This is a genomic window from Trichocoleus sp. ST-U2 (assembly GCF_039961875.1).
Classification (GTDB): domain Bacteria; phylum Cyanobacteriota; class Cyanobacteriia; order Cyanobacteriales; family FACHB-T130; genus FACHB-T130.
Genome location: NZ_JAMPJY010000023.1, coordinates 26,926 through 44,452 on the forward strand (window position 1 = coordinate 26,926; position 17,527 = coordinate 44,452).

A 17,527-nucleotide genomic window follows, 5' to 3' on the forward strand; every position below is an offset into this window, starting at 1 on the left:
AAATGCCTCTGCCGCTGTTGTTTGGGCAAAAACATATAACCATGATGAACTATGAGCGATCGCTTACCACCTATTTATTTTTATATTCCTAAAGATAATTGGCCCTCAGTTATGCCAAAAAGTGCCGATTCCTATTGGCAGTGGCAGAACAACACAGGAGGAGCCTATCGGAGTGGCAAATATAACTGGACATTACAGACTTATCTTTACCTTAAAGCTGATGGTTTTGAGTGTGAATTGATAGATACTATACCGGCTGAGGGAATTGTCGTAGCCCATCGAGATTTTTTGCCTTTTAATTTGAAACCAAACCCAAGTGTCTTATTTGTTTGCATTCAGGCAGATAGACCCAATCATCCCTACGCCCAGCTTCATCTAGTACAAAATCCCGAAGATGAAAAACTGAGTCAACCAGTATCTTTGTGGAGTAGTCACTACATCCCTTACTGGCCTCAGCCAGAATTAATTCCTCGTAACCAAGCACGAGGCGATTGCTTTGAAAACGTTGGATACTTCGGCATTCGGTACAATTTAGCACCTGAGTTAAAAGCTCCATCTTGGGAGCAACAACTGAATGCTTTAGGCTTACGTTGGCAGGTAATCCCTCCCGAACGTTGGAATGATTACAGCGATATTGATGTGGTTATCGCTGTACGTAGCTTTAACTATCAAGGGTCGTACATTTGGAAACCTGCCTCAAAATTGGTAAATGCTTGGCATGCAGGTGTACCGATTATTCTGGGTCGAGAATCTGCCTACCAATTTCTACGACAAAGTGAATTAGATTATTTAGAGGCCGACTCATTAACTGACTTAGTTTTGGCGCTTAAGCGCCTGCGAGATGACAAAGAATTGCGTCATGCCATCATCAAAAATGGTCGAGTTCGCGCTGAAACAACACAACCTGAAAAGCTGGTAGTTCAATGGCGGGACTTTCTAACTAATGTAGCGACTCCAGCTCATCAACGCTGGCGCACGGCATCAAACTTATCTAGACAAATATTTCTGCAACGGCGTTTTTTTATCATCAAAATGGGCGGTGTGAAACGGCGTCTAGGAACCCTTGTATCTTATTCTCCCAAAAATAATAACTGGAACTGAGGAAACTTTGACTAATTCTGTAGGCTTTTAAGTAATTTTTAAGAGCCGTAGGAGAGAAAATTGATGAAGATATATGCATCTATTCTCTCGATTCAGAGATGTCCAGAATTCTGGCTTATGAGAAGTAGTAAATATTAATCAAAAGCTTAGTTTTACTTAATTTTAGAACTTTCTTCTAGAAACTCTAAAGTTCTGAGCAGGCGAATGGCTGACTCATAGGCTTCTTCGGTTAATTCGCGCGACTCTTCTGCACTGTCTACCAAATCATCAACCACTAGCTTCAGAAAACCAATCATGGGGTTCAGACGAGACCGAACTTCGTAAGAGGTTTTGACTAAAGCTTCATTAACGGCGGCTTTAATGACATTTTGAGTTGTTTCAGAGAATTGCATTGAGTACAGACGAGTGTAATAGCCGTTTTCCCTTAAAAGTTCCGCATGAGTACCGAGTTCTACAACACAACCTTTTTCCATTACGGCAATTTGATCTGCTTTCTGGACGGTGGAAAGGCGGTGAGCAATGACCACTGTTGTGCGATCGCGACAAAGTTCCTCAATCGCCTGTTGCACCAAACGCTCTGAAACCGTATCCAGGGCACTGGTGGCTTCATCTAAAATTAGGATCTCTGGGTTGCGTAGCAGTGCGCGAGCAATCGCAATCCGTTGTCGTTGTCCCCCCGATAGGAGAACTCCCCGATCCCCAATGGTTGTATCAAATCCTTGGGGTAAGTTCACAATGAACTCGTAGGCGTTTGCTCGTTTAGCCGCTTCCATCACCTCTTCGTCAGTCACTTTCTCCCAGGCATAAGCGATGTTGTTGCGAACGGAATCATTAAATAAAAACGTATCTTGACTGACGATGCCCATCGCTTTTCTCAGCGAGTGCATGTCAAATTCCTTCATATCTCTTCCATCGATCGTGATGCGGCCCTCTGTCGGATCGTAGAATCTGGGTAGTAGATCGACCAGCGTTGACTTGCCTGCCCCCGATGCTCCGACTAAAGCAAGAGTTTTCCCTTTAGGAATCCATAAATCTATCTTGTTTAGGACTAAATCGTCATTCCCCGCATAAGCAAAAGACACGCCCTCAAAACGAATTTCCTCTTTAAATCCGGTGTAAGGAACGCCCCCACTCACCATCAATGGCTTGTTATCCCGGCGCAAGAAATCTGTCACTACTTCAACGCTAGGGGCAGAGTTGGCAAATTCACCCCTCGCACTGTTTAACTGACCCACAAAAGGCAGTAACCGAAACAGGACAACTAGATAAGTCAGTAGTACTGCTGAAAGCGACTCTAACTGCTGTAAAAATAAAGCACGACCTAACAATACAATTGCTAATACAACAATAATTCCCGATACTTCGTTGATAGGTCCAATCGCTGCCGAGTTCGCTTGCGATTGTAATTCTGCTTGTTCTCGGTTCTTAATCAGTTTGTTTAGTCGCTCGAATTCCCGCTCTTCATTACTAACACTTTTGATTAGCCGAATCCCAGTCAAAACTTCAAGTTGGGCACTAGAATAAGCTTTTGATGCTCTTGATACTGCCTTCCCAAATTTCTTGGAGCGGTTGATATAAAATTGATTTGGCAGCGTTACTAAAATCAACAAAACTGTAGATGCTAAGGTCAGTTGCCAAGAAATCAATAATAATATCCAGACAAATACTAAAATTGTGGCTACTGTGATAAACAGCCGTATTAAAACACGAATAGAACCAGCAGTACGACTAACTTCTTGTCCTAATCGATTGATGATATCTCCAACTTTCGTCTTTGCAAAATATTCAATATCGACATCTAATAAGAGCTTAATTCCTTCTCTACGAATATCATTGACCAATGACTTAGATAGGTAGCTACCGACTAGAGAGCTAATATAGCTAGTCACATTTTTAAGAATAATGGCTAGCAATACTGCCCCAGTCATTGCGATGAGACGGTTTTTCCCAGAAAATCCGTCAAACACAGATAGCATTCTCCGAATGATCGGGGGTCCTCCAGTTAAATCCAGCTGACTTTGTCCTAAAAAATCCAGCACTACCGGCACAATTAAGGTTGTACTCACGCCATTAAATAGAGCACCGGAAAAGCCAAGAATGACTGTTGCTATGACTAAGACGGGATACCGTAACGCAAATTTTAGAAGTAACTTATTAGAATTTGAAAACATACTGTCTTTTCTGCTACGAAGCGAGCTTCACTTGATTGATAGTCTAAACTTTTCCAGCTAGTTGCAAATCTTTAATCACATCAGATAGTATAGATGCCATTGTCTCGGTACTATAGTGGGATATACATCTTTCTCTTGCTTTTATACCCTGCTGATTTGCTTCATCTAAATGCTCGAATATCCATTGGATTTTTTCAGCAATTTCTTCTGGAGATTCAGGAGCAACCAGATAACCTGTGCCGCCTAGAATTTCTGGAATATCGCCAACGTAAGTAGACAGAATTGGCTTTGCCATTGCCATTCCATCTGTTAATTTGAGCGGGAACTGAGCCTGTGCGGCAGGGGTATCTCGTTGGGGAACAACCACAATATGGGCAGCGGCTACCACAGCAGGCATTTCTGAAACTGGATATTTTGGTAGTTTGATAATCCAACGCTCCCACTGTTGCATTAATTGATTATCGTAGGCATCGTAGGGACTTCCCCCAACAATTACGAGTCTAAGGTCTGGCTGATTCAGCCGGTCTAGTGCTGCTAAGACATCTTCAAGACCTTTGTACGGTCGTGGCGCTCCTGGAAACATTAAAATACGGTAGCCTGTGAGACCATAACGGATTCTACTTGCTTCAGAATCGAATTGGCTAGGATCGAAAAGAGTAGTATCTTTACCATTCGGTAAATATACACCTCCAAAGCGATCTTTCAAGAATTGAGTGTGTAATGTAATCGTATCGGCATAAGATACCAAGCTTTCCATCCACTTCAAATAAAGAGGGTGATCTGGATATCTTAATGCCCCATCAGGCTTCAAAGTATCTCTATAAAATTGCTTTAAACTGGGACGATATTTCCATTGCTCGCCTCCATGCCAACTGAGTTCCCAGTCATCTATATCTAAAATAACAGGACAACGAGCTGTTATTTTCTTAATGATAGATAATCCGAAACTTGTAGGTTTCAGTTTTACGGCGTATATAATATCTCCATCAATTTGTTTTATGAGTTTTTGAGCGGCTTTTATAAAACCTGAATGATAAGCGCAAGGAATAGCAATAATTGGTATGTTCGATTGAGCGACTTCTAGTGATTCTTCACCAAAAACAAAACCAAATATTTTTACTTCATGGTTAAGTTTCTTTAAGGCTTCATATAGCAAAAACGTACGAACAGCCCCTCCCCATCTTCCTGCACCACTAGCGGATAGATCGCTTACAATCAATGAAATTTTTAATTCTTTGTTTTGCTGTAAATCCACAAATTTCTAGTTAAATTTAGATAGTTGAACATAGAATAAGCGAGTAATAGTACAGTCTAGCTGAAATAACCAATTTAATCCTTTCTAGAGACTGACTTCATTCTTTATCAGTATAATGGGTGAAGTTAAAATATCAAGAGACTGGAATAAATGTATGTAGGAAAAAACAATGGTAAGTAAATCAGCTAGTAGGGTTCGGTGTCTGTTCGGCATTCCCATCTGCTAAAAAAGAATTGAAGAAGGTCTAGTCAACAAACTTTAGATGACCCGTTTGGATATTGTCAAAGATGCGATTAAGCTGGCGACGTTCTTCGTCTGTCACCAGGTAATCAGAAAGAATAGCCGTTGTCAGATGCAGATACTCGCTTCGGGTCAACTGACCGGCTGACAGGATACGGTCTACCATTTGTTGAATCTGTAGGTTTGACTGGCGTTCTCGTGTCCATGCCATAGGTGGTTAGTGACTCCTCAATTTTCGCCGATTATTTGGTGGCGTCTACTGTCTATTTAAGATTATCTGTTTGCCGTTCGTTGGCATTTGTCTAAAGTTTCTGTAAGAATAATGTTAAGAAATGATAAAGTCCTGTCCCTTTGGGACACTCCCTTACAGAGGCAGTGGTAAATGCAGGTTGACCGAATTCCGGTACTTTCTGACAACTACATCTTTTTGCTGCATGACCCGACTCAGAAGATAGCAGCGGTTGTAGACCCCGCTGAAGCTCAGCCGGTACTGCAACGCTTGCAAGAAATTGACGTGCAGTTGGTAGCAATTTTCAATACTCACCATCATAGCGATCATGTGGGCGGAAATCGGCAGCTGATGCAACGCTTTCCGGATGTCTGCGTGTACGGCGGGGCTGAGGATAAAGGTAGAATTCCAGGGCAACAGGTGTTTTTGCAAGAGGGCGATCGCGTCGAGTTTGCCGGTAGAAGTGGCGAAGTTTTCTTTGTTCCCGGACATACCCGCGCCCACATTGCTTACTACTTCCCGCCAGCAACTGCTGAGGAAACGGGCGATTTATTTTGTGGTGACACCTTGTTTGCCGGTGGCTGTGGCAGACTGTTTGAAGGTTCACCCACCCAGATGGTGTCAAGCTTGAGCAAGCTTAGGGCTTTACCGGATACTACCCGCGTTTGGTGCGCTCATGAATACACCCTGAAGAACCTGCAATTTGCTCTCACCGTCGATGGGGAAAATCCAGATTTACAATCCCGCTATGCTGAGGTCAAAGACGCCCGCAGTCGTTTGGAGGCAACGGTGCCATCGAAGCTAGGAGTAGAAAAGCGCACAAATCCATTTTTACGCTGGGACACTCCGACGCTGCAATCAGCAGTGAACAGCCAAGATCCAGTGCAGGCTTTTGCTCGGCTGCGGGGGATGAAAGATCGGTTTTAGGATTCTGTACCCCGGCAAACAGATAGGCATTCGCTGAATTCAGATTTTATATTGCGATCGCTCAACATATTTTCGTAGTATGGAGTGTTCTACCCCACGATTAATTTTCTTTTGTCTGTAGCAGAAAAAAAACTATGGCGAAGCGCGTGCAATTAGTTTTGAATCAAGATGTCAGCAAGCTAGGAAAAAGCGGTGACTTGGTTGAAGTCGCTCCCGGCTATGCTCGCAATTATCTAATTCCCCAAAAACTGGGAATCCCTGCCACTGCTGGCTTGCTCAAGCAAGTCGAACGGCGCAAAGAAAAAGAGCGGGTGCGCCTGTTGGAAGAAAAACAGCAGAGCCTTGAGCTGAAGACTGCCATAGAAGCTGTGGGCAGCTACACCATCGCCAAGCAGGTGGGTGAAGAAAATGCCATTTTCGGTACCGTCACGAGTGCAGAAGTGGTGACAGCCATTCTCCAAGCCACTGGGAAGGAAATCGATCGCCGGACGATCAGTCTTCCCGATATTGGTGAGACGGGCACCTACAAGGCAGAGATCAAGCTACACCCTGAAGTTAGTGCAGTTGTGCAAATTCAGGTGGTGCCCAGCTAATTGGAGTGCCTTGCCTGAAAAATTGAGTCGCCGCTACAACGGTTTGACCGATATTTTCCTGCCAAGGAAGGGGGTTGAGTGAAGCAGGAGTGCGATCGCTTAACCCCCGTTATCATAGTCATGGTCTGAATCTTTCTGAGAACGGCCTTGTTATGGCTAACGAACTGAATTTCCAAGGCAAAAACGGTAACGAAGCGATGTCGTCCTTGGCGAATCGCTTACCCCCCCAAAACATTGAAGCCGAAGAAAGTATTTTGGGAGGTATTTTACTAGATCCGGAAGCCATCGGTCGAGTTGCCGATATCCTTCAGCCAGACGCATTTTCAATTAACGCTCACAAGGCAATCTATCGCGCCGCCCTTGCCTTAAGCAGTCAAGGAAAACCCACAGATTTGATGAGTGTCACGACTTGGCTGTATGACAGGAGCGAACTTGACAAAGTGGGCGGACAGAGTAAGTTAGCCCAACTGGTAGATCGCACCGTGTCTGCTGTCAACATCGACCAGTATGCGGCACTGGTGATGGATAAGTACCTGCGCCGGAAGTTAATTCAGGCAGGTGGCGAGATTTCTCAGTTGGGTTATGAGACAGCGACCGAGCTGGCAACGATTCTCGACCAAGCAGAACAGAAAGTTTTTAGTCTCACCCAGGATCGCCCTCAGCAAGGTCTGGTACCAATTTCCGACACCCTAATCAATACGTTTCAGGATATTGAAATCCGCCATCAGGATCTCGCCCTCCCCGGTCTTCCCTGTGGCTTCTATGACCTGGACGCGATGACTGGTGGTTTTCAGCGTTCTGACTTGATTATCGTGGCGGGAAGGCCGTCTATGGGCAAAACGGCTATCTGTTTGAATATTGCCCGAAATATCGCTGAATTTCATAAATTGCCGGTCGCTGTTTTTAGCCTGGAAATGTCCAAAGAACAGCTGGTGCAGCGAATGCTGGCTAGCGAGGCAGGAATTGAAAGTAACCGCCTGCGGGCTGGGCGAATTAGTCAAAATGAGTGGGAACCGCTTTCGCACGCCCTCGGCACCCTCTCGGAGATGCCAATCTACATTGACGACACGCCCAATATGACGGTGATGCAGATGCGATCGCAAGCCCGTCGTCTCCAGGCAGAACAGCATGGACAGTTGGGATTAATTCTTTTAGATTACTTGCAATTAATGGAAGGAGGCGGTGACAATCGGGTACAAGAATTATCGAAAATGACGCGAAGTCTCAAAGGTTTAGCCCGCGAACTCAACGTCCCGATTATTGCCTTATCCCAGCTCAGTCGCGGCGTCGAAGCCCGTAACAATAAGCGCCCGATGATGTCAGATTTACGTGAAAGTGGAAGTATTGAGCAAGATGCTGACTTAATCATCATGCTTTATCGGGATGAATACTATAACAATGACACGCCTGATCGAGGCATTGCAGAGATTATTATTGCAAAACATCGCAATGGCCCGGTAGGGACTGTAAGACTATTATTCGATCCGCAATTTACACGCTTTCGTAATCTGGCTTCTTCCAATCGTTGAGGATGGAACTCACGATAGGGGTTCTTAGTTGAGTGTGATGTATACACTCGCCACCTCACCTCAAAGCCGTCTCCGCTTTTGGGGTGAAACAGGGTGGTTTTAATTAATCTACTTCACCTTGTTTTGTTTCATAACAAATTAAGAGTAGTGGGTAAAAATTACTCACTACTCTTGAGCCATGACCGACTTGAAAAGAGAGCTAATCGCCTTTAAAGAGACAGGACTTTAGCAACTGTCTGCACATCCTTATCGCCGCGTCCAGAGCAGTTGATGACAATGCGGGGATTGCCAGTCAGTTGAGGGCAGAGAATATCCAGGTAAGCGATCGCGTGAGACGTTTCCAACGCTGGAATAATTCCCTCTAGCTGCGACAACTGCCGAAACGCTACCAAAGCCTCTTGGTCAGTCACGCTGTAGTATTCAGCCCGACCCTCATCCTTGAGATAACTATGCTCCGGGCCAACACCGGGATAATCTAGACCAGCGCTGATAGAATGCGCCTCCACCACTTGACCATCCTCATCTTGCAGCAAATAGCTCATCGCCCCGTGTAAAACCCCCACCCGTCCCTTGGTAAGAGTGGCAGCGTGTTTCTCGGTATCAACACCCTCGCCAGCCGCCTCAATTCCAATCAGCCGGACTGATGGGTCTTTCACAAACTCGTAGAAGAGTCCCATCGCATTTGAGCCACCACCGACGCAAGCTAGGAGAATATCCGGCAAACCGCCCCATTTCTCCATCGCTTGAGCGCGAGTTTCCTGACCAATTACTGCATGGAAGTCGCGCACCAACATCGGATAAGGGTGAGGGCCTGCAACCGAACCTAAGATGTAGTGAGTCGTTTCTACATTCGTTACCCAATCCCGAATGGCTTCCGACGTAGCATCTTTAAGCGTTCCGGTTCCCGCCGCCACAGGGCGCACCTCTGCCCCCATCAGCCGCATCCGGAACACATTCAGGGATTGCCGTTCCATATCCTGAACGCCCATATAAATGACGCAATCCAGACCAAATCGAGCGCAAACCGTAGCTGTAGCGACGCCATGCTGTCCGGCACCCGTTTCTGCAATAATCCGCTGCTTGCCCATTCGCTTTGCCAACAATACCTGAGCCAAAGCATTGTTGATTTTGTGGGCACCCGTATGGTTCAAATCTTCCCGCTTCAGATAAATTTGCGGCCCCGTACCATCTGGCTTTGCATAGTGAGCTGTCAAACGTTCGGCAAAATAAAGGGGGCTGGGGCGACCTACATAATCCCGCAGCAATCCTTGAAGTTCTTGCTGGAAAGCGGGTTCAGCTCGGTATTTCTGAAAAGCCGCTTCCAACTCACTCAGCGCTGGCATCAACGTTTCCGGCACGTACTTGCCGCCAAATCGTCCAAATCGCCCTAATGCGTCGGGTTGTTGTGCAGAAGCGTTAGCAGTTTCTTGGGAATCCGGAGAAATGGGAGTACGTGTCACAGCAAATTGTGGGAATTACAACACAAACTTCATTATAGTTTCGATGAGTTTATCCAAAACAAAATTACTGGGCTGGAAGGTTCTGGTGTCTCGGAGATAGAGTAGGACTGGGAGGAGCAGCCGTTGAGATAGGAACTGTAGTGGCATTTGAAGACGGCGGCGACTGGTTTGATTTTGGCGGCGAGATTTAACAAATTCGCTAAAATTGCCCTACAGGGTAGACAGGTGCGCTCTTACAGATGTATCTCACACTTTCATTGAGAACTGCTATATCTAAATAAGTTACGGGCAAAACTCGCACCCAAATTTAGAGAGATTTCCGGCTCCTCCTCGATCTAAATCTGTTCTTGAATAACTTTTACCCGACTCACTGTTATGTCTTCTTCCAAGGGCAAAGCATCCAGTTCTAAAACACCCGCTCAAAATCGCGTTATCTACTCGGAATTCGGAAACACCGATAATTCAGATGCCTTAGAACGACCCGTACCAGAACTACCCCCCAATCAGCAAAACCTCAAGGTTCAGGCATCTCGGAAAGGAAGAAAAGGCAAAACTGTTACTGTAATCAGTGGCTTTCAGGTAAAACCAGAAACACTGGAAGCCCTAGCGAAACAGTTGAAAGCTCAGTGCGGCACGGGGGGCACAGTGAAGGAAAATGCGATTGAAATTCAGGGCGATCATACTCAGAAACTCGTCCAAGTTCTCGCAACTTTGGGCTACAAAGCGAAAATCAGTGGCGGCTGACTTTAGTTGGAAACAGGATGAAATGCTAGAAATCAAAGTACGGCTCTAGGATTATCAATTGCTCTCTAGATGGGAGTAGAAAAACACCGATAATCGCCGGTTTAGTCAGCTTGGGTAAGGCACATTTCTCAGGAAGATTGCGCTTCAGGAACAGTCGAAGGCTTCAACGGCAACGACACTGTAAAGCAAGTGTAATTGGTAGCACTTTCTAGATGGATCGTGCCTCCTAAATTGGCAACCAATTTTTGCACCAGCGCCAGCCCCAAACCAGTCCCGCCTTGCTTCCAGGGATCGGAGTTGGGAATCCGGTAAAACTTTTCAAATACTCGTTCGCGCTCGCTGGCTGGAATTTCCACGCCAGTATTTATTACGCTCACTTCCATCTTATCTGCGACGCTACGTGCTTTTACTGCAATCCGTTCGGCTGATGGCGTGTACTTGCAGGCATTGTTGAGTAACTCGCTGAATATGCGTCCTAAACTGGTGCGATCGCAAATTAACGGAGGCAGTTCGGACTCAAGGTGAATTTCTAAGTGGCGATCGCGTTCTTGGGCTGGCTTTTGAAAAGTTTCTACAATTGTGGGAAGCCAATCTTCTAGCTGAATGCTTGTCAGTACCAAAGGCTGAATCTCTGCATTGATTCGCTGCCACTCTAGTAGATCGTTGATCAAGTTGGTTTCTCGCTCGCATTCATTATGCAAAATATGGAAGTAGCGAGCCACTTTGTTTCTTTCTGCGGGCGGCTTCGAGAGTTCTGCAAACAGTCCGTGGTCTTTATTCAAGGCAATCCCCAACATCTGAATCGCCATTTTCATGTTGGCAACTGGCGATCGCAATTCATGGGGAACGGTACTGAGAAAGTCATCTTTGAGGCGATTCAGCTTTTCCAGTTCTGCGACTTGCGTTTGTGCTGCTTGGTAGAGTCTGGCTTGCCGAATTGCGATCGCGCATTGAGACGCCACTTGCTGCACAAGCTGGATTTCTAGCTCGTTGAAAGCTTCCTCCTGCCGCTTAAATAACCAGAGATCCCCAAATACTGCTTGGCTATCAAAAATCGGACAAGCTAGGATAGCCACCGATCCTCGAATCTCAGGGATTAGGTAACAAAACTGGAAATACTGACCTTTCAGTAATTGAGCATCGTCTTGAAAAAGGTCAGAAATTGTGACGACTTTTCCTAGTGCCGATGGCAATCCTTGGGTGTATTCGTGAGCGATTGTTGCCGTGGTTTGATTGGCATCGTATAAAGCTGTATCGCAGCCTTCAATCCCCAACACTAACGTTAATTCTTCGACAGCCGTTTGCAAAATATGGTTTTCGTCGAGGCTATCGCGAACTTTGTCAGTAATGCGTTTAAGCATTGCTTCAAAGTCAAGTATCTGTTGCAAGTGGATTGTGCGATCGCGATTGAGCTGGTCGTGGGGTTGCTCGTGCAGCGTTTTTTGCAACCTCGTATCCCTTACCCCGCTATCATTTTGGGCAATTTTTCCCTCAACCTGATTTTCTATATCTCTCTCGGCGCACTCCCAATTTGTCCCCGAAAAATCTACTACCCGCTCGGCTTGACACGGAAGCATTTGTTGCAGCAGCCAGCGCAAACCTACGACTTGCAGATGTTGCGGCTCTTGCACTGGCTCGACAGTGACGATAGCCTTAAATGTCCTACCCTGCCTTGTTTGCAGGCAGATTTCCCAGTTATTGACAACAAATCCCTGTTGTAGGGCGCTGAGCTGAGTCTGAAAGTCGTCGCGAGCATCCGTGACCACGAACTCCACCAGCGCCTTACCGACTAAGCTTTCTTGAACGCTTTCGAGCCACTCACCGCTAGTCCGGTTGGCTGATAAAATTACGGCTTCTGGATTTGTCACCAAAAAGCCAATCCCCTTTCCCTGGGAAACCACCTCTGAGTTGCTATAAGCAGGCTCGATTGCTTGTAAAGCTTTTTGGTGAGTGGAAAGGAAAATAAACTCACCTTCGGTTGGGGAACGCTGCTGTTCTTTGAGTCCTGCGTGATTTTTGTTAGCGAATTCTTGCTGAATTTGTTGGCGCAGTTGCTCAATGACGGCCTGCATTTCTTGCAGCTGGGTCGATAGTTTTTTCAGAGCATCCACGAGCGGCTCCTGGTGAGACATCGGTAACTTTCCAGCACATTGCCACAGATGCTCAAGCCGCTGTAGGGAATCTTCAATCTGCTGGTCTAGATCATTTACCATTGCACCCTTTAGCCGCCTAGACAACGCTTCTGTATCAGCAGTAATACCCATATCAGCAATGCTCAGATTTTGCCGGATTTGTTGCAATAATAGCTCTGCTTATTTGCGCCTTTATTTTCTTAATAGAATAACTTCATATTCTTTGGGGCAGCATCGCATCTTAGACTGATTTTCCCCAAAAAAGTTCCTACCTTGTTGATAAATATGCAGTGCAGCTTGATGTTCTGAGGATTTCCGCGATAGTCTCACACAAACCATTGCTTCTCGGCGATCGCCCGCGATTCCCGTTCCCAAAATTCCTCTCTACTGACGACTGACTTAATATTTTTAAACATTAAAGTTTTTTAGCACTTTAGTAGCAAAGATAACAGTAAAGTTGTTTTATCTACTCACCGATAGATTGACAGTTCTATCGGAATAGAGAGAAGAATTCCCCAAATCAATGAGATCCTAGAAAATATTCCCATTAATTCTCAAAAGGTGTTTTTATGGATTTCTTCCGTATCCTGATCGCTATTTTTGTGCCACCGCTGGGCGTTTTCTTGCAAGTTGGCTTTGGAAGAGACTTTTGGATCAATCTCGTCTTGACTTTTCTAGGTTATTTTCCCGGAATCATTCATGCGGTGTGGATTATTATTTCGAGAAAATAGCGATCGCTCCTCCATTCCCCCACAACCTAACCATTCGGCTCCATCTAAAAGAAACAAGGAGCCATCTTCATGGCTCCTTAAATCAGCACGATTGATTTCTAAGGACAGTCGAGTCAATTACTCGGCTGCACTCAGCAAATTTCCAGCCGCAGTAGCGGGTAAAGTTGGTGCAACCAAACCGCGCGAGTAGAGAGGCGCTTTGGTTTGAGCGACTAGAGGCAGTACATTGTGAACCTGGGCAGCGATCGCTACAGTCTTCACATCGTAGGTTTGAGTTGCCACCTTGGGATAGAAACCAATTCCGATAATCGGAATAATTAAGCAAGCGGCAATAAACACCTCGCGCGGCTGGGCATCCAGCAACACTAAATCTGTTACCAACTCTTGATGTTGCTTACCGTAGAACACCTGCCGCAGCATAGAGAGCAAATAAACTGGCGTCAGAATTAATCCCACCGCAGCCAGCAATACTACCACTACTTTGAAAGTGGAACTGTAAGCATCGCTCATGGTGAAGCCTAAAAAGACTGTCAATTCCCCGACAAATCCACTCATCCCTGGTAAGGCGAGAGAAGCCATTGAACCGGCGGTGAACAAAGCAAAGACTTTAGGCATTTGTTTCGCCATGCCCCCCATTTTTTCCATCATCAGGGTGTGGGTGCGTTCGTAGGTAACGCCTGAGAGGAAGAACAGCGCCGCTGCAATCAACCCGTGGGAAACCATTTGCAGAACTGCACCGTTTAGCCCTAAGTCAGTGAACGAGGCAATTCCAATCAGTACAAAGCCCATGTGGGCAATCGAAGAACAAGCTAGCCGTCGTTTGAGATTGCCTTGAGCAAAAGCGTTTAAAGAACCATAGACAATGTTGACGACACCCAATATCACGAGTACTGGGGCGAAATAAACATGGGCGCTAGGCAGCATTTCGATATTCATGCGGATTAGCGCATAGCCGCCCATTTTCAGCAACACCCCAGCCAAAATCATCGAGACGGGGGCGGAAGCTTCGCCGTGAGCATCAGGTAGCCAAGTGTGCAGCGGGAAAATTGGCAGTTTGACGCCGAAGGCAATCAAGAACCCAGCATAGGCCAGGAGTTCCAATGCTAAGGGGTAATGCTTGGCTGCCAGTTCCGCCATGTCAAAGGTGACGGTATCGCCATAGAAAGCCATTGCTAAACCGGCAACCAAAATGAACACCGAGCCTAAGGCAGTGTAAAGGATAAATTTGGTTGCAGCATACTGGCGCTTTGGCCCTCCCCAGATGGAGATCAGCAGGTACACCGGCACTAACTCCAGTTCCCACATCAGGAAGAACAAAAGCATATCCTGAGCAGCAAAAACGCCAATCTGAGCGCTGTACATTGCCAGCATTAAAAAGTAAAACAAACGTGGCTTATTTGTAACGTTCCAAGCCGCGAAGATAGCCAGGGTGGTGACTAAGCCGGTCAAAGCAATCAACGGCATAGACAGCCCATCCACCGCTACAGACCAATTTAGACCGAGTTGAGGCACCCAAGAATAGGTTTCAACTAACTGAAATGTTGGGTTTTTTAAGTCGTAGTGACGCCAAAAGGTATAAACAATCAGAGCAAAATCTACTAACGCTACGCCCAATGCGTACCAGCGGACGGTCTTGCCGTCTTTATCCGGTAGTACGGGGATGGCGAAGGAAGCGAGTAACGGCAGCAGAATAATCGTGGTGAGCCACGGAAATTGAGTACTGATCATCAGAACCTACCCAAGGTTGAGGCGATATTGCGGCATTTAGGTGGCGTATTGCAGGCACTCAACAGAGCAACCTGTACTTCGCCAAAGTTTCCTGTATAGACTCAATCAGAAGTGATGTCTTAGGAATTTATACTTACCCTACGAATATAGCTCTAGTTGTTTAAATGTTGCAATATGTTAATTTAAAAATTTTTATGTTAAGCATCTAGGCAAAAAAAAGACGGCTGCGATCGCCATCTTCGAGTAAATATTTGATAAGAACGCCATAACTAATGCGCTCAAGAGCGCCCAAAGACCCTTGCTCAGTTAATGCAACGCCAATACAGGCTTCCCGAATAGAGTGACGCGATGACCGCGAGAAACCAATTCGTAGCCTAAAGTCGTCATCGGGTTGAGATGACCGGAGGCGGTAGGACAGATGATGCCAAAGTGAGTCATCGGAAAGCCCCTATAAACAGAGACGTTTGACGAAAACAGTTGGCTCAGTGTAGCTTTTTGCGCTTACAGATTACTGGTGAGTAACCATTTGTTGCAGCACCTGTCGTATTACATCTGACGGCACTTGGTCGGTTACAGTTACTGCCCCAATCTGGGTGGGAAGGACAAACCGCACCTTTCCATCTTTCACTTTCTTATCGGTTTGCAGCGTCTCAATAATTGCTTCGATGTCTAGCCCTGCTGGTAGCTGGGTGGGTAATCCGGCTTTTTGAATTAGGGCATCTTGACGTTGGGCGTCTGCCTTGTCCCACATCTGAAGGTTAACCGCAATCTGACCCGCCGCGACCATCCCAATCCCTACTGCTTCCCCGTGGTTCACGACACGGTAGCCGGTTAAGCTTTCTACAGCATGACCGATGGTGTGACCGTAGTTGAGAATGGCGCGGAGTCCAGCTTCTTTTTCATCTTTGCTGACGACATCGGCTTTGGCTTGGCAGGATCGTGCCAGGATTTCTTGTAATAAACCAGCGTCTAGAGAGGGGAGTGAGTCAAGATACGGCGATCGCTCCATCTGCTCAAATAAATCAGCATCCCAGATAATCCCATACTTAATCACCTCTGCCATCCCCGCCCGAAACTCTTGCACTGGCAAAGTTTTCAGCACTTCTGGGTCAATTAAAACCAGCCGCGGCTGATGGAAGGCACCAATTAAATTTTTTCCTTGGGGATGATTAACGCCGGTTTTGCCGCCAATGGCAGCATCAACCATTGACAAGAGTGTTGTCGGAACTTGTACGAAGTTAATTCCCCGCAGCCAGGTAGCCGCAGCAAAGCCAGTCATATCACCAATTACGCCACCGCCTACCGCAACAAGCGTTGAAGAGCGTTCTAGGCGATTTTCCAAGGTGGCGTCGTAGATTTTTTGGACAGAGTCGAGGGTTTTGTAGCGTTCGCCAGCGGGAAGGGTTAGTTCGGTAACGTCAAAACCAGCTTCTTTAAGGGATGCGATCGCTTCTTGACCATAGTGCCGAAAAATTTCTGGGTTAGAAACAACCAACACTTTCTTCCCCAAGTTCAAACTGGTCATCTTAGCGCCTAGTTGCTCTAGACCAGAAGATGCGATCGCAATTTCGTAAGCCTGCTGCGGTAAATTAACCCGAATCACCGATTCCATAAACCAAACCCCATCAACCAACAAGCGCCCGTGGGCTGTATTCTACTCCACTTGATGTTTCAATGGTGGATATTGCGTTCTATCGGAAAAATGGAAATCTCTGGAGCGATCGCTTACTTCTTACTTTTGGGTGGTGCTTTTGCTGTTGCTGTGGGGCTGTATTTCGGTCTCCGCGCCATCAAGCTGATCTAATCACTAGCCTGCTGGCGAAGGATGAACGATGAAGGAATTGTTCGTTCTGTACTTCTTTCCTACTTCATCCTTGCTAAAGGCAGGTTACAGAAGGATACAAGAAGACGAATCAACGAATCCTTTCATCTCTCATCCTTCTGTTAGACTTAACACCTTTACGGTAGATTGCTTTGGGGTACTCTCACAGGGCTTGCTAGTCACTCGACGCGCCATTTGGATTGTTTTTGGCAAAACTCCCACCAATTGAGCCAGAATCTCATCCGGCATTTGGGCAGTCGCTTCAAGACCAAAGTATTTTTCAAATACAACTAAAATGACACGGGCACGCTGCAACGGCACGCAATACTCCATTGCTTTTTGAGTAAAGCGAATCCATTGTTGCCGAATTTCATAAGCTTTTTGTCGCTCGGCGCGAGACTCAGGGCAAACCACTGACGGGTTGCCAATGGGAATCACCCGGCTACAATTAATATCAAACAGACTGCCAATCCCTGCACCAGGACCCGCCAATTCTGCATGGTGGCGATGACAGATAATTAAGGCGCTGCTGCGACAACCATTGACCCGGAGGAGCTGTCCGCTGTGCAACTGGCTTAAGATTTCTGTGGGTTGATTAATCGGTTTGGTGATGAGGGCTTTGTCGGGCATCGTAAGTCACAGAATCCTCTAAATTGAGTATCTTGCATTTACTTATACCCCTCGGTGATCGAATCTGTTTAGGGGGTGTGATACCCATTTGACTCATTAGTGATTCTTATCACTATAAATCCTGTGACTCACTAGAGATGAAGATGTTTACCCATCCAGGATTGGACTTGTAGCACAATGCTTGAGGACGTTTCCCTAGGCTAGCGTTGTGCTTTCCAGCCAATCGTCTGACGGC

General features: G+C 46.3%; 17 protein-coding genes. 7 read left to right on the forward strand and 10 right to left on the reverse strand.

From position 1 onward, the window contains the following. Positions 1 to 51: 51 nt before the first annotated feature. Entirely contained in the window at positions 52 to 1,101 is a 1,050-nt protein-coding gene (locus NC996_RS16160; RefSeq protein ID WP_190686021.1) for a hypothetical protein, read from the forward strand. 152 nt (positions 1,102 to 1,253) lie between these two features. Here NC996_RS16160 and NC996_RS16165 read toward each other — a convergent pair whose 3' ends face one another. The 3 genes from NC996_RS16165 to NC996_RS16175 all read right to left on the reverse strand — a co-directional run bounded on the left by NC996_RS16165 (position 1,254) and on the right by NC996_RS16175 (position 4,978). After that, positions 1,254 to 3,272, reverse strand: coding sequence for an ABC transporter ATP-binding protein (locus NC996_RS16165; RefSeq protein WP_190686024.1), 2,019 nt, complete (start codon positions 3,270 to 3,272; stop codon positions 1,254 to 1,256). Between the two features lie 43 nt (positions 3,273 to 3,315). Further along, complete coding sequence (locus tag NC996_RS16170; RefSeq protein WP_190686027.1) at positions 3,316 to 4,527, reverse strand: glycosyltransferase; 1,212 nt, start codon at positions 4,525 to 4,527, stop codon at positions 3,316 to 3,318. A 244-nt stretch (positions 4,528 to 4,771) separates the two neighbouring features. Beyond that, positions 4,772 to 4,978 carry a hypothetical protein gene (locus tag NC996_RS16175; RefSeq protein ID WP_190411256.1) on the reverse strand — a complete coding sequence of 69 codons (207 nt, stop codon included), beginning with the start codon at positions 4,976 to 4,978 and terminating at the stop codon, positions 4,772 to 4,774. 171 nt (positions 4,979 to 5,149) lie between these two features. Here NC996_RS16175 and gloB point away from each other — a divergent pair, with 171 nt between their 5' ends. The 3 genes from gloB to dnaB all read left to right on the forward strand — a co-directional run bounded on the left by gloB (position 5,150) and on the right by dnaB (position 8,045). Next, the gene (gloB, locus tag NC996_RS16180; RefSeq protein ID WP_190686030.1) at positions 5,150 to 5,923 is read left to right on the forward strand and encodes a hydroxyacylglutathione hydrolase; all 774 of its coding nucleotides are present in this window, start codon (positions 5,150 to 5,152) and stop codon (positions 5,921 to 5,923) included. A gap of 134 nt (positions 5,924 to 6,057) precedes the next feature. Continuing rightward, positions 6,058 to 6,516: a 50S ribosomal protein L9 gene (gene rplI, locus NC996_RS16185; RefSeq protein WP_190428532.1), complete on the forward strand. Its 459-nt coding sequence runs from the start codon at positions 6,058 to 6,060 to the stop codon at positions 6,514 to 6,516. Between the two features lie 152 nt (positions 6,517 to 6,668). After that, positions 6,669 to 8,045 (forward strand): replicative DNA helicase, encoded by a 1,377-nt coding sequence (gene dnaB / locus NC996_RS16190; RefSeq protein ID WP_190686120.1) that lies wholly within the window; start codon positions 6,669 to 6,671, stop codon positions 8,043 to 8,045. A gap of 209 nt (positions 8,046 to 8,254) precedes the next feature. Here the strand turns inward: dnaB and trpB are convergent, their stop codons facing one another. After that, positions 8,255 to 9,505: a tryptophan synthase subunit beta gene (gene trpB, locus NC996_RS16195; protein WP_190675455.1), complete on the reverse strand. Its 1,251-nt coding sequence runs from the start codon at positions 9,503 to 9,505 to the stop codon at positions 8,255 to 8,257. A 375-nt stretch (positions 9,506 to 9,880) separates the two neighbouring features. Between trpB and NC996_RS16200 the strand changes: the two genes are divergently transcribed. Continuing rightward, positions 9,881 to 10,249: a translation initiation factor gene (locus NC996_RS16200; protein ID WP_190675457.1), complete on the forward strand. Its 369-nt coding sequence runs from the start codon at positions 9,881 to 9,883 to the stop codon at positions 10,247 to 10,249. Positions 10,250 to 10,377: 128 nt separating this feature from the next. Here NC996_RS16200 and NC996_RS16205 read toward each other — a convergent pair whose 3' ends face one another. Next, positions 10,378 to 12,549: an ATP-binding protein gene (locus NC996_RS16205; RefSeq protein WP_339380329.1), complete on the reverse strand. Its 2,172-nt coding sequence runs from the start codon at positions 12,547 to 12,549 to the stop codon at positions 10,378 to 10,380. A gap of 401 nt (positions 12,550 to 12,950) precedes the next feature. On the opposite strand from NC996_RS16205, the gene NC996_RS16210 reads away from it, so the two are divergent. Continuing rightward, entirely contained in the window at positions 12,951 to 13,112 is a 162-nt protein-coding gene (locus tag NC996_RS16210; RefSeq protein ID WP_190411249.1) for a YqaE/Pmp3 family membrane protein, read from the forward strand. On the opposite strand, the gene NC996_RS16215 is transcribed toward NC996_RS16210, so the two are convergent. The 4 genes from NC996_RS16215 to aroB all read right to left on the reverse strand — a co-directional run bounded on the left by NC996_RS16215 (position 13,056) and on the right by aroB (position 16,452). After that, positions 13,056 to 13,229, reverse strand: coding sequence for a hypothetical protein (locus tag NC996_RS16215; RefSeq protein WP_190411361.1), 174 nt, complete (start codon positions 13,227 to 13,229; stop codon positions 13,056 to 13,058). The genes NC996_RS16210 and NC996_RS16215 overlap by 57 nt on opposite strands. Then, positions 13,230 to 14,840 carry an NAD(P)H-quinone oxidoreductase subunit 4 gene (locus NC996_RS16220; protein ID WP_190527228.1) on the reverse strand — a complete coding sequence of 537 codons (1,611 nt, stop codon included), beginning with the start codon at positions 14,838 to 14,840 and terminating at the stop codon, positions 13,230 to 13,232. It lies immediately after the preceding gene. Positions 14,841 to 15,146: 306 nt separating this feature from the next. Next, the gene (locus tag NC996_RS16225) at positions 15,147 to 15,278 is read right to left on the reverse strand and encodes a hypothetical protein (RefSeq protein ID WP_277878448.1); all 132 of its coding nucleotides are present in this window, start codon (positions 15,276 to 15,278) and stop codon (positions 15,147 to 15,149) included. 70 nt (positions 15,279 to 15,348) lie between these two features. Further along, the gene (gene aroB, locus NC996_RS16230) at positions 15,349 to 16,452 is read right to left on the reverse strand and encodes a 3-dehydroquinate synthase (RefSeq protein ID WP_190686036.1); all 1,104 of its coding nucleotides are present in this window, start codon (positions 16,450 to 16,452) and stop codon (positions 15,349 to 15,351) included. 96 nt (positions 16,453 to 16,548) lie between these two features. Between aroB and NC996_RS16235 the strand changes: the two genes are divergently transcribed. Then, on the forward strand, positions 16,549 to 16,644 hold the full coding sequence (locus NC996_RS16235) for a cytochrome b6-f complex subunit PetL (protein WP_190411348.1): 96 nt from the start codon (positions 16,549 to 16,551) through the stop codon (positions 16,642 to 16,644). A gap of 129 nt (positions 16,645 to 16,773) precedes the next feature. On the opposite strand, the gene NC996_RS16240 is transcribed toward NC996_RS16235, so the two are convergent. Next, a complete protein-coding gene (locus NC996_RS16240; protein WP_190428538.1) occupies positions 16,774 to 17,292 on the reverse strand; it encodes a hypothetical protein in 519 nt (172 codons plus the stop codon). Positions 17,293 to 17,527: the final 235 nt, after the last annotated feature.